At 57.8% G+C, this 12,706-nt stretch carries 10 protein-coding genes; 1 reads left to right on the top strand and 9 read right to left on the bottom strand.

Annotation, left to right across the window (positions count from 1 at the left end):
* The first annotated feature begins 84 nt into the window (after positions 1-84).
* Positions 85-1,299, top strand: coding sequence for a 5-aminolevulinate synthase (hemA, locus tag QTL94_RS23880; RefSeq protein WP_065691387.1), 1,215 nt, complete (start codon positions 85-87; stop codon positions 1,297-1,299).
* 34 nt (positions 1,300-1,333) lie between these two features.
* Here hemA and QTL94_RS23875 read toward each other — a convergent pair whose 3' ends face one another.
* The 9 genes from QTL94_RS23875 to QTL94_RS23835 form a co-directional block, all read right to left on the bottom strand.
* A complete protein-coding gene (locus QTL94_RS23875) occupies positions 1,334-3,079 on the bottom strand; it encodes a putative bifunctional diguanylate cyclase/phosphodiesterase (protein ID WP_065691388.1) in 1,746 nt (581 codons plus the stop codon).
* 99 nt (positions 3,080-3,178) lie between these two features.
* Positions 3,179-3,613 (bottom strand): pseudoazurin, encoded by a 435-nt coding sequence (locus QTL94_RS23870; RefSeq protein ID WP_065691389.1) that lies wholly within the window; start codon positions 3,611-3,613, stop codon positions 3,179-3,181.
* Between the two features lie 123 nt (positions 3,614-3,736).
* Positions 3,737-4,735 carry an FAD:protein FMN transferase gene (locus QTL94_RS23865; protein ID WP_244499471.1) on the bottom strand — a complete coding sequence of 333 codons (999 nt, stop codon included), beginning with the start codon at positions 4,733-4,735 and terminating at the stop codon, positions 3,737-3,739.
* Positions 4,722-5,288, bottom strand: a complete 567-nt coding sequence (locus QTL94_RS23860; protein ID WP_065691391.1) for a nitrous oxide reductase accessory protein NosL — start codon at positions 5,286-5,288, stop codon at positions 4,722-4,724. Before QTL94_RS23860 ends, QTL94_RS23865 begins: the two co-directional genes overlap by 14 nt.
* Positions 5,285-6,112, bottom strand: a complete 828-nt coding sequence (locus tag QTL94_RS23855) for an ABC transporter permease subunit (protein WP_065691392.1) — start codon at positions 6,110-6,112, stop codon at positions 5,285-5,287. The genes QTL94_RS23860 and QTL94_RS23855 overlap by 4 nt, the downstream gene beginning before the upstream one ends.
* Positions 6,109-7,029 carry an ABC transporter ATP-binding protein gene (locus tag QTL94_RS23850; protein ID WP_065691393.1) on the bottom strand — a complete coding sequence of 307 codons (921 nt, stop codon included), beginning with the start codon at positions 7,027-7,029 and terminating at the stop codon, positions 6,109-6,111. Before QTL94_RS23850 ends, QTL94_RS23855 begins: the two co-directional genes overlap by 4 nt.
* On the bottom strand, positions 7,026-8,399 hold the full coding sequence (locus tag QTL94_RS23845) for a nitrous oxide reductase family maturation protein NosD (protein ID WP_083199349.1): 1,374 nt from the start codon (positions 8,397-8,399) through the stop codon (positions 7,026-7,028). Before QTL94_RS23845 ends, QTL94_RS23850 begins: the two co-directional genes overlap by 4 nt.
* Entirely contained in the window at positions 8,399-10,318 is a 1,920-nt protein-coding gene (gene nosZ / locus QTL94_RS23840) for a TAT-dependent nitrous-oxide reductase (protein WP_065691394.1), read from the bottom strand. Before nosZ ends, QTL94_RS23845 begins: the two co-directional genes overlap by 1 nt.
* Positions 10,319-10,365: 47 nt before the next feature.
* A complete protein-coding gene (locus QTL94_RS23835) occupies positions 10,366-12,564 on the bottom strand; it encodes a 4Fe-4S binding protein (protein ID WP_502944179.1) in 2,199 nt (732 codons plus the stop codon).
* Positions 12,565-12,706 lie beyond the last annotated feature (142 nt).

Raw genomic sequence — 12,706 nt, 5'->3', positions numbered from 1 at the left:
GATGTTTTTGATCTGAACTTGACGCAGATCAAATAAGATCGACGTTCAGGGGGATACTCCTGCATTGATCGCAAGGAGCATATGATGGCTTTCGAAGCATTCTTCAAAAACGAGCTGGAAGGCCTGCATGCGGAAGGCCGCTACCGCGTTTTTGCCGATCTTGAGCGTCACCGGGGCAGCTTTCCGCGCGCGACCCGGCATACGGCCGATGGCCCCAAGGATGTGACTGTCTGGTGTTCCAACGACTATCTCGGCATGGGCCAGAACCCCAAGGTGATCGAGGCGATGAAGAACGCCATCGATCACTGTGGCGCGGGTGCGGGAGGCACCCGGAATATTTCTGGTACCACCCACTACCACGTTCTGCTCGAGCGCGAACTTGCCGACCTGCATGGCAAGGAATCGGCGCTGATCTTCACCTCCGGTTATGTCTCCAACTGGGCAGCCCTCGGCACGCTCGGATCCAAGATCCCCGGCCTCGTGATTTTCTCGGATGCGCTGAACCACGCCTCGATGATCGAGGGCATTCGCTACGCCAAGTGCGACAAGGTCATCTGGAAGCACAATGACCTGCAGGATCTGGAAGCGAAGCTCGCCGCGGCCGATCCGAAGGCGCCGAAGCTGATCGCGTTCGAATCGGTCTACTCGATGGATGGCGATATCGCTCCGATCAAGGAAATCTGTGATCTCGCCGACAAGTATGGCGCGATGACCTATCTCGATGAAGTCCATGCCGTCGGCATGTATGGTCCGCGCGGTGGCGGCATTGCCGAGCGCGAGGGCCTGATGGATCGGCTGACGGTTATCGAAGGCACGCTCGGCAAGGCTTTTGGCGTCATGGGCGGTTATATCGCCGCGTCGACGGCGCTCTGTGATTTCATCCGCTCATTTGCTTCGGGCTTCATCTTTACAACAGCGCTGCCACCGGCGCTGGCCGCTGGCGCCGTCGCCTCGATCCAGCACCTGAAGGTGAGCCAGTTCGAGCGCGCCCGCCACCAGGAACGCGTGCGGACGCTGCGCGCACTGCTCGACAAGCGCGGCATCCCGCACATGCCGAACCCGAGCCATATCGTGCCCGTGATGGTCGGCGATGCTGCAAAGTGCAAGTGGATCTCCGACCTGCTGCTCGACAATTGCGGTGTCTACGTGCAGCCGATCAATTATCCGACCGTGCCGAAGAAGACCGAACGTCTGCGCATCACGCCGACACCGCTGCATAGCGATGCCGATATCGAGCATCTGGTCGAGGCATTGCATTCGCTGTGGTCACGCTGTGCGCTGGCCCGGCATGTGGCCTGAGTTCTTGCTGATCCGCCGCAAGGCTTCGGCTTTGTCACCGGGTCGAAAGAATGTTGGCAAGTGCCTCATACGGCATCGGTCGCCCGTACTTGTAGCCCTGTGCCGCGGAGCAGCCGAGCGATAGCAGGAACGCTTCTTGTTCAGAATTCTCGATACCTTCGGCTATCGTCTCGATCCCCATTTCGAGGCTCATTCTAATCATAGCCCGCGTGATGGCGGCGTCACGGGGCTTCGTCGACAGCTCGGAAACAAATCCACGGTCAATCTTTAACGTGGTAAGTGGATACCGCTGTAGTGAGCTGAGAGATGCGTAACCGGTGCCGAAGTCGTCAAAAGCGATACCAACGCCGATGTCACGTAGCGTGTTCATGGCCTCAAGAGACCGGTCGTCGTCGGTGAGAGCGATAGTTTCCGTGACCTCGATCTCGAGCAACTTGGCCTCGATGCGATATTTTTCGAGCGCCTCAGAAACCTTGCGGCAAAGATGCGGGGCGCGGAGCTGCGCAGGAAAGAGGTTGACGCCCATCTTGATCGGGTGCGGACTCAGAACATTCAACAGCGCTGCTGTCCTGCATGCCTCATCAAGGGTCCACCATCCGATCTCAAGTGCAAGCGCGCTTTGCTCTATCGCGGGGAGAAAGGCTCCAGGGAGCAGCAATCCTCGTTCAGGGTGTTGCCAGCGGATTAGGGCCTCGGCTCCGAAGATGGTTCCAGTTTTCATATTCACCTGCGGCTGGTAGTAAAGCGCAAGCTGGCGGGCGCGAAGGGCCAGACGGAGCTCGTCCCTCATGGCGCGTCGAGCTCCAGCCTCGCTTCTTAATGCTGGTTCGTAAACCTGGAATGATCTACCGCCTATGCTCTTCGCCTTGGTAAGGGCTAGGTCAGCACTAGCGAGAAGCTCGTCTGCATCTTCGCCATCACGGGGAGATATCGCGGCTCCTACGCTGACGCTCACGTCCAGCAATTGTTCATTCACTTCGAAGGGCATCGAAAATGCCGTCGTCACAGTCCCGGCCAACTCCTCGAGATCCACCTGTTCGCTGGCGTTCTGCACGAACACGGCAAACTCATCATTGCCAAAGCGCGCAACTTGGGCCGCGGATGGAAGGCGATGACGGAGTCGGACCGCGATCGACTGCAGTAATGAATCTCCCGTCGTGTGGCCGTGGGTGTCGTTGACATCCTGAAATCCATCGATGTCGATCATCAGCACGATCGACGGCCGACGAGGAACGGCCTCCTTAAGGAACTCCACAAAGCGTCCGCGGTTGTGAAGACCAGTGAGTGTATCCTGATTTGCAAGCCTCATGAGCCTGCTGTCACGCTCGCGGCGCTCGGAGATGTCTCTTATGACGGCACCGGCGCCCATCTCGACTCCGTCATGCCAGGCGCATAGTGTGAGTTCGATTGGAAACTCGCTCCCATCTTTGCGGATCGCATAGACTTCGACAGCCTTTCCTCCAAGATTCAACTCTGCGCCAGCCATGGCGCGGGCGAATCCTCGCGCGTGCGCGCTACGAAGGCGTTCGGGGATGATCATTTCGACCGGGCAGCCGATCATAGCCTCGCGTTCGTAACCGAACAGATCCGCCGCTGCGCAATTGACAAATCTGATGTTGCCTCGCGAGTCCACTGATATCATTGTAAGTGAGGTAGCATCGGCTAAGTTCGCCGCGGCGGTCGCATCGAAAACCGCCGTTCGCTTCGGACAAGATGAGACCACCGATTCATCTGAGGTCATCACCGCGCCTTTTCGTAATTCCAAATCAACCAGCGTCATTGTGCACCACTGCTAAACGTCCGAAATTGATCGCGTGAAAGAATTAGCAGCCAACACCTCGCTCGCACGAGCCGCCGAGGCTTGGTGTCATGCGGAAAGTTAAAGCTGCGAGAGTGCCTTATCCACGCGCTCGCGAGCCTTGTTGGGGAGTTTCCCTGCTTTCACAGCGTCTAGATTGGCAGGTGCGTTACCCACCGTAACGACAGCAACCATCCCCATCGAAAAGTGGGGCAGGCACTTGATTACATAGACGCCCGGTGCAGAGAACGTCTCTTTTACGGTCTCGTTTGTCTTTCCCTTGAAGGCTTCGGCGCCATTCGGGATCATGTCCTTCACGGTTTCGGCGTTATGGCCCTTGTCGGTGGGCACGAAGGTGACGGTGTCGCCAGGTTGTATTTTCGTCAGAAGAGGTTCGAACACCATGACGCCGTCGGCGCCTTTGTTCAGCATGTGGACCTCGAAATCTGCAGCAGCAACCGGACCGGCGATCGCTGCTATCGGCGTTGCTAAAATCAGCGTTTTCAGAAAGTTCATTTTGCTTCTCCGTAGTAGTGTCCCCTCGAGACATCAATTGACAACCGGCTTCCGATTTGCTCGCCGATCGAAACTGGGTATCCGGCTGCAGGTGCCGCACCAAATGGTGGGATGCGGACTAGGTCAGGCAGAGTGTCCGAACCGCGCATGAACGCCTGTATCACTTACAAGATCGACCATAAGATCGGGCTCTTCTCCGGCGATCGCCCGGATCGCTCTCTCCGGCATAAGGCAGAACGAGGTCGCTAAGGCGTCGGCGCGGGTCGCGTCGTCTGCCACCACGGACACGCGCCGGTAAAGGCGCGGCGTGAAACCGTTCCGGGGGTCAATAATGTGGCCGAAATGGCCTGCCTCATCGAACTCAAATCCGCTGCTGCTTGAGGTAGCAACGGCCTTATCGATTATGTGGAGAACCTGGTCTGGGTGTTCGTCGTTTTCGCTTTCCGCAAGACCGACCTGCCAAGCAGTCCCGTCGGCACGGCTTCCGATAGCCCGATCCTCGCCCATATCGACAAGGCAGCTAGTGACGCCAGCATTGCGTAGCAGGTCAACGATCCGGTCGGTGATATACCCCTGCGCGATGCCGTTGAACGTCAACCCCGCGGAAGAGCCTAAAACGACACGATCCCGATTGAACTTGAGCCGATCGAAACCGACAGTCGAAAGAGCCTTTGCGATTTCGGCTATATTTGGACCCGAGGGATCGGCGTTCTGAGAGGAGAAATGATTGTAATATAACCGCCAAATCGGTTGCACAGTGGGGTCGAACGCGCCGCCGGTCTTCTCCCAAATGCTGCGACTGCTTTGAAGCAAAGTTATAAGGTCCAGTGGGGGAGCGGCAAGGACACCGACCCTATTCAATTCTGAAAGCGCCGAGTCGGTACGGCTGAGGCTGAAGACCTTCTCGAGTCGGGCGACTTCCGCCACGACAAGCTCGATCAGGCGTGAGGCGGCCGCAGGATCCGGATGGTTCAGAAGAAGCCGCGCCGGCGCGCCGAGAGCTTGGCCTTCCCACGTCGTTGGAAGCGCGGCTGCTTCCGTATCTCTTAGAAGAGGCAGGCCGGCCACCGCGGCGAAGATAAAAATAGCTCGACGTCGGCTGAACATCCTAACCATGGTCATGTGCCTCCGATTTTACGGATGAGTCGCTCGGCGTCTGATCGCCTCCGTCGGATCCGCTTCCAAGTACGTAGTCGCGAGGAACGTCGTCGAACGTCACCACCTGACCACCATTTTTTCCTGCGAATTCGATAGCAGCGTCTTCTGACGAAAACGGCACCGTCTCCTCTGTTCCCATTCCTCCACGGCGAGAGCTGCCAATCACGTAAAACGCCTTTCGAGCGTCCACCCAGTTCTCGGCGCCCGGTCTTTCCCAACTCGGCGCCTTGCCCATGTCGGAGACGTAGATGGCGACAAAATCCTTCGGCTCTTCAGGAAGCATTGTGAACGCAAGAGCGTCACGTGCCGAAGAAAACCAGATGGGCTCTCCTACCTTGGCGTCCAGGATGACTTGACCCTTCGGTCCCGCGTGCTCGAGGACGTTCATTCCGCAGTACCTGCCTATTGCATCCTTCGTCAGTGCGAAGGGAGCCGGCGGTGGCGATTCCTTCTTTTCTTCGCAACCGCTCAGAAACAGCGACGAAAGGAAGATCATGATCGTGATCAGGTTTTTCATAGCTCTCTCCTAGAAAACGTCAGGGAAGCCAGTGCCAGAGGACCGGCGGTCCACGCCGCAAGCGCTGCTACCAAGATAGTCGGTCCAAGTGCCGAGTATTCGGCTACGCCACCCATGCCCGACAGTGCTCGGGCGCCTCCCGATCCGAGGTTGAGCATCCGGTAGGCGTCCGTGGGGTTAATGAGTAGCAGAGCGTCGAGCACGCCCGCTGGTAGGGCATGTCCTCCGGCGGCCACCAATGCCCCAAGCAACGCCATGTCGTAGATCACGACAAAGAGCAGCCAAACGCCAATGGCTACCCCGCCTGCAGTGCTTCGCTCGCTGACCAGACCGCTGATGAGATATCCGACCGCAATGAATACGCCACCCAAGAGTATCGACGATCCGAGCAGAACCATGAAGGCATACCAGCTTGCGGCATCGATAGTGTTTCCTGTCGCGACAAGCATGACCGCGGTCGCGCCGTAGCCGATCAGTGTTGCGAATGCGAGAATCGCGATGTGGCCGACAAATTTCCCCAACAGGACCTGGTTTCGTCCAACGGGGTAGCTCAAGAGCAACAGCATGGTGCCTCTTTCCATCTCGCCGACTATGGCGTCATGGGAAAGCAAGAGCGCGATCAGTGGCACGAGGAAGATCGTGAGGCTGGAAAGGCTTACGATGACGACGTCGAGCCGGCCGCTACCAACATTCCCGGTCGGAGCGCTTCCAAGCAGAGAAAGCGTCAACGCGAGTGCGCCGAGAAGAAGCGTTGTCGCAAGCACCCATCTGTTGCGCAGCCCCTCGCGGATTTCCTTTGATGCTATAATCAGGACGTTTCTCATGCCGCTCTCTTTCCAGCGCTCAGGAAATGAGCATAGAGGTCATCCAATGTGGGCTCGATTATGTGGAGTGCCGCGACGTCGCCGGGGACGACGGTTACGTGACGGAGAAGCTCAATCTTTTCTTCGTTGCTCACCATGGCCTCAACCGTGCCCGGCACCGTTTCTTTCCAGCCGAAACTCTCGCTCTTCAGTCTTTCGACAGCCCGACTGTTTGCAAGCGTGACGCGCACGTGCGTCGGCAAACGCGCCAGTCCTCGAAGATCGTCCATGGTTCCATCTGCAACGGCCACGCCCTCGTTGACGATTAGCAACCGATCCGCGCGATCCTCCAGCTCTGTAAGCGCGTGCGAGGAGAGAAGGATGGCCGCACCTTTCGATTTCAGTTCCCCCAACAGATCGTAGAACCTACGACGCGATGCCGGGTCGAGGCCGCTCGTCGGTTCGTCCAGGAGCAGAAGGCGAGGCTCGCCCAGGAGGGCTTGCGCCAGGCCCAGCCTTTGGCGCATCCCTTTCGAGTACGTGCGGACCGGCCGGGCCGCTGCCTCCGCACCAAGCCCGACGCGCTCCAGCAGACCTATGGGATCGGATCCCTGCACCTGCTTCAGCCTCGCATAGAATGCGAGAGTCTCCCGACCAGTCAACGCGTTATGGAATGCGACGCTCTCTGGAAGGTACCCAAGTCTCTGACGCACAGCAACAGCGCCGGACGCTGGATCTTCGCCCATCACCCTGATACTCCCGCTTGAGGGGCGAATGAGGCCGAGCATCAATTTGATCAAGGTGGTTTTTCCAGCCCCATTATGGCCTACGAGCGCCACCATCTCGCCCTCGTTAAGCGCAAAAGAAACATCTCTTACTGCCTGCACTTTTCCGTAGTGCTTGGCGATTTTGGATACGACGACGGTCGGCTCTATCATTTTACAGCTCCAGAGGGCGCGGGAGGCACCATCAAGGGGTGGTTGTCTATTACGCCGCCAGGAAGCAAGGCCGGGAACTGAGCTTGCGCCCACCGGATCAGTTGGACGGCAGGGCTGGTCGCGAGAAGCTTGGCCTGCGGCGATGTCCACAGAACCTTGTCCATCACGTCGTTGGGGCGGTAGGGATTGTCACCAATGCCGTCGCCGTTGAGGTCGAACGCGGGGTTGTCGCTCCAGTAATTGCCGCGACCGTTGGCCGACCAATCGAGGTAGCGTGTTCCGACATACTTCACCTGATTGCGATTGTTTATGAAGGAGTTACCACTCATCGTGTTTCCCTCCGAACCGGCCGTGAAGTGGATGCCGATCGCGCAGCCATTGAACTCGTTGTCGATGAGCTTGTTTTTGTTCGCATTGTAGATGAATACGCATTTTTCAGGACCAAGGCGGAACCCCGAGATGTCTCCCGCGGCAATGGGGCTCGCCGCGTCCGCAGGTATCTCGTCCGCAGACGCCCGTGCGCCTGCAGACGCCCAACGGCTTTCGGCCTGTGACCGTCCGCGCACGACATTGCCTTCTACCAAGGAACTGTTGGCTGAATTCAGCAGGATCCCGTGATCGCGATCACCGTCGGAGACGTTGTCGATGATCTTAAGGCGGTTCGAAAACATGATCGCATAGCCGACAGTGTTGCCCGTCGAAACGTTGCCACTGATCTCGCTGTCGTTGGTGTACATGTAGTGAATTGCAAAACGTAGGTCGTGAAAGTTATTCTTGCTAAAGACATTGCGCTTGCTGGCGTTTGTCGCGATTCCGTCGCGCCCAAAACTGATGTCGTTCTCAACAACTTTCGCGCCAGGAGCGTTCCAGACCGTTACGCCGTTTCCAGACTCGCTGAGCCGGCCTTCCTTGATCCCGACGATCCGATTTCCGCGGGTGACGGAATCCTTCGCACCATGAATGTAAATCCCATAAAGATTCTCTGAGATCAGGTTCTTTTCAATGACAGCACCGGTAGCAGCCTCGGTCGCAAAGACGCCAGAGTCCATCGTTTCCAGGTTCGAGCCGGATCCTCTGATCTCAAGACCGCGCACGGTGACGTCCGCAGCATTTATTGTTACGACCGTTCCTCTGCCATTCCCGACCACGACCGCGCCTGGGGATCCTTGAAGGACCACCGGCTTGCTAAGAGTCAGAGGCCCTTCGTAGCTACCCGATCGGAGGGTGATCGTATCTCCCGACGCGGCCCGCGCGACGGCCTCGACTAGACTCGGACCGTCCGACGGCGACACAAAGCGATCCGCGGCCGAGGCGGTGGCAGCGATGGCGGCCCAGAGGGCCGCCATCGTGAGTGTCTTTGCTTGGCCCATCAGATCGACTTCGGTTCGACCAACATACGGCCCTTCATTTCCATGTGCATCGCATGGCAGAACCACGAGCAATAATACCAGTAGACGCCTGGCTTGCTTGCTTTGAAGGTGACCGAGGCAGTCGCTTGCGGAGCGACCTCCATGTTGATCCCGTAGTTGACGATCGCGAAGCCGTGCGTCAGGTCCTCGACTTCGTCAATGTTCGTAACATAGACGGTGACCTCGTCTCCTTCCTTGACGGTGAACGATTCCAGGCCGAAGGCGGGCGCCGACGACGTCATGTAGACTCTCACCTTGTCGCCATCCCGGACCACTTGAGAATCCGTCATGAGGTCGATGTTGTCTTTCTTCGCTTGCGCCACCGCGTCGGCAAAGAAGGCATCATCGCGGCTCCAGATGCTGACCGGGTTGATTTTCGATGCGTGAACGATCGTCGCATCATGCGGTTCTGCGAAGGTTGGGTTGTCATGTACAAGTACCATCTCGTCCCCGGAGATGTCGATGAGCTGGTCGCTTTCGGGCTTCAGCGGCCCTGCGTTGAGATACCGGTCCTTCGAGAACTTGTTCAGCGAAATGAGCCACTTGCCGTCAGCTTCCTTGGTCTGGCCCATCGAGCTGTGGTTGTGGCCCGGCTGGTAATGGACGTCGAGCTTCTGCCGGATCGGATTGACCTTCTCGCCCTTGAAGGCACGCTTGGCGTCTTCGATGTTCCATTTGCAGATCTGGCTGTCGATGAAGAGCGTGGTATAAGCGTTACCACGTCCGTCATAGGCCGTGTGCAACGGACCGAGACCGAGTTCCGGTTCCGCGACCACGGTATCTCGCGGCTTGATCTTGTCGTCGAAAAGATCGTCGAACTTGCGCACGTCAAAGACGGTTACGGTTGGGGACAGCTTGCCTGCAGCCACGGCATGGATCCCGTCAGGCGCCGTGTTCATGCCATGGGGCCCGTTCGAGACCGGAATATAACGGGTGTATTTCGAACCATGTCGTCCGTCGATGACAGGGACGCCGCCGATCTCCTTGAAGTCTCCGTTCTTGACGGCTTCCTCAATGCGCTTGATGTTGAAGACGACCACCCAGTCTTGGTCCTTCGCCATCATTTGCTCGAGGTTCACACCGTTCTCGGAATTGTAGCAGGTGGAGTAGCAATACTTGCCCTGATAGTCGGCATCGACGTTATCAAGGTTGCCATCGACGATGACCTGCCATGCGACCTTCATTGTTTCGCCATCGACCGCGGTGAACACGGCCTGATAGGCCTTCGGATCGTCCAGGATTTTGCCATCGTTCGGGATCGGAACGCCGTCTTCACCGTTGCAGAAGACATAACCGGTCTTCGGGTACTTCTGGACACGAAGACCATGAACCGTGTGCTGGTTCGGCAGCTCGATGATCTTGTCGCACTTCATCACATCCAGACGAATGCGGCAGACGCGAGTGTTGGCCTTGTCGTTGGCGTAGAGATAACGCCCATCGTAGGTGCCGTCCGTCTGGGACGGGTGAGGGTGGTGAAGGTCTCCGTTGTGGTAGACGCCGCCTTGGTCCTTGAGGAATTCGACCGTCCTGGGAAGCAGCCCTTCGGTCAAGATTTTGCGGCTCTCGTTGGTCAGTCCCCAACCGGTTGCGCTGCAGCGGTTGAACACCGGAATGCGCATGATTTCGCGCATCGAAGGCACGCCAACTATCCGGATTTCTCCAGACTGGCCGCTAGAGAAGAATGTGTAGTACTCGTCGAGTTCTCCCGGCTTGACTTCCCAGGTCTGCTTGCGTCCTTCCGCGGCCATTGCCTGCGTGGCGAGCGCGCCAGAGAAGTTAAGGGCACCGCCTGCTGCTGCAGCTCCGGCGGCCGCAGCAAGTGCCGTGGTCCCGAGAAGCTGACGTCTGTTGAAACGTGGCTGCGTGTCTTCCGTTGACATGTTTCACTTCCTCAGTTGTGGCCGCGACTGGAACGCCGCGCGCCGATTTAAGCTCTTTCGATGGGTTTCCCGTTGTGGGTGACGACGGTTTTCGGTGGTTTCTCGCCGCGCGACTCCGGTGTGGAGAGCGCCATGAATTTCTCGCGCTTCAGCCGTACCTGAATCATGTGCGGGCAGCGGTGGTCATCATGATAAAGTTCCTGGCAATGCATGCAGTAGATGCACTCGTTGACATTGATTTGCCCTTCGGGATGAATGGACTGCACGGGACACTCCTTCGCGCAGCGCTGGCACGGAGAACCGCATTCCGGATATCGCTTCAGCCACTCGAACATTCGAATTCGTCCGGGAATGGCAAGCGCAGCGCCGAGCGGACAAAGGTACCGGCAATAGAAGCGCTCGATGAACAGGCTTGCGATGAGCAGGGCGCCGGCGAAGACGACGAACGGCCAATCGCGGACGAATTTCAAGATGATTGCTGTCTTGAACGGTTCGACTTCCGCTGCCATCTCGGCGTACGAGATCGAGTAGAAGGACAGTCCGAACAGTCCAAGAAAGATGATGTACTTGATAGGCCAGAGCCGTTCGTGCAGCCCCCAGGGAAGCTTGACCTGAGGCACCTTCAGGCGCTTTGCGATGCTGCTGAGCAATTCCTGCAACGCACCGAAGGGGCAGAGCCACCCGCAGAAAGGACCACGCCCCCAGAACAGCAGGCCGGCCGCGACCGACGCCCACAGAATGAAGATCAGCGGCGCCGCCAAAAAGAACTCCCAACTGAAGTTCGTGATCAGCGCGTTGGTGAAGGTCAGAACATTGACTACGGATAGTTGGGCGTTCGCATACCAGCCAAGCCAAACGAGCGTGAAGACAAGATAGCTGTTCCTCACCCACGCAAACAAAACTGGACGTTTGACTAGCCAGTCCTGGAAGAAAAAGATTGCGGTCAGGACGAGAAGGGCGGTGCCGGTGATCCCGATATTGACGCGGTTCAGATTCCAGATACTGATCCAAAGCGGCTGTTCGTCTGACGCCTGCGTTGTTGTATCCGCCAGGGGGACGATCGCCGGAGCCGGAGCGGCCGCCCTAGTCACCGTGACGTACTTCGATGGCAACGCATATCCAAGATTGAAGGGAATGACTGCTTTGTCGCGCGCACCGGTGCTGCTTCGCTGTGCCAGAAGCTGGAGTTCCCAAGGCTCAGTCACGTCGAATGTATATTCGGGCGCAACGACAAACAGTGCGATCTCCTTCAACGAAGGCGCGTCAACCGGTGCGAGAGCTGCGATACGAGTGTGGTAGCGATCGCGGAATCGGAGCCCCTGTCCGTCCTGTAAGAGCTCGATTCGATCGAATATGCCGCCGCGGACGTAACCTGAACCTTTGAAGGAATACGCGCCGTCGCCAGCGACCAGGATCGCAGACTGGCCAGGCTGCAAACGGCTCTGAAGCCTGGCATATGCTGCATCGCCCAGAAGGGTTTTCCCAATCGACGGAACGTTCACCGGCGCCACGTAAAGATCAATGAAGCGGTCGTCCGGTGTCGTCGTTTCCGGATGCGATGCTGCGTCGGGCTGGCCGGCATCATTGAAGGCCTTGGAGACCTCGCCAACAGTTAACCGAAGGCTTCGCACAGACCCGTCACCTAAGAGCGTCTGCCAGTCGCTGACGTCCGTCTTCGTCAGATCCAGCGTCTTCACGTCTGCTTGTTTTTGGACGCCTCCGGCGTCGGCGGGATTAAGTCTGCCACTGCGAATAAGCTTGACCGCGGAGCGGATGACGCTGTCGCCCATGACGAGGACTGTCACGGTTGCGCCGCTTACGATCTCGACCTGCGGCGGCCGCTCTTCGCCGGCAGCTACGCGGCCGAGATTTTTTCCGATGATGGAATTTAGTGCTGCAACCACCTTGGCCTGGGGAATGCCGATGAGCACGATCGGTTCATGGTGATCGATCAGCTTGATCCCTCGCACAACGCCTGCTGTGTCGATCCCCACGGCGATATGGATAGGCTTGCCAGAATAGCCCGTGGAATTGGTGAAGTCCGAATTTAGATAGGCATAACCAAGCACGTCAGGGCCGCGGTACACTGGCGCGATCGGAGGCTCGCCTTCTGGGTTGCCGAACCGATCAGCACCCTGAAACAGGTCGCTTGGTTGAATCTTCTCCAGATATGACGGTAGCTGGCCCGCCGACATTGCAGGCGCCGCGAAAGCTGCGAGAAGACCGATTGCCGCTATGAAGAACATAGCTATGCGGCCAATGTCTGCGCCTTTTTGTATTGTTATCATCGCGTCCTTCAGCCCTTCGGTGCGTTCGCGGTGGGAACATATACGGAGAAAAACCATGTGTTATTTGATCAAGATCAACCAAGAGTGATGATTTTCCGGT

This window comes from Rhizobium sp. S96 (genome assembly GCF_030382195.1).
GTDB lineage: Bacteria > Pseudomonadota > Alphaproteobacteria > Rhizobiales > Rhizobiaceae > Rhizobium.
The sequence above is the reverse complement of the archived record's forward strand: the minus strand, read 5'-3'. Positions and strand labels throughout refer to the sequence as shown.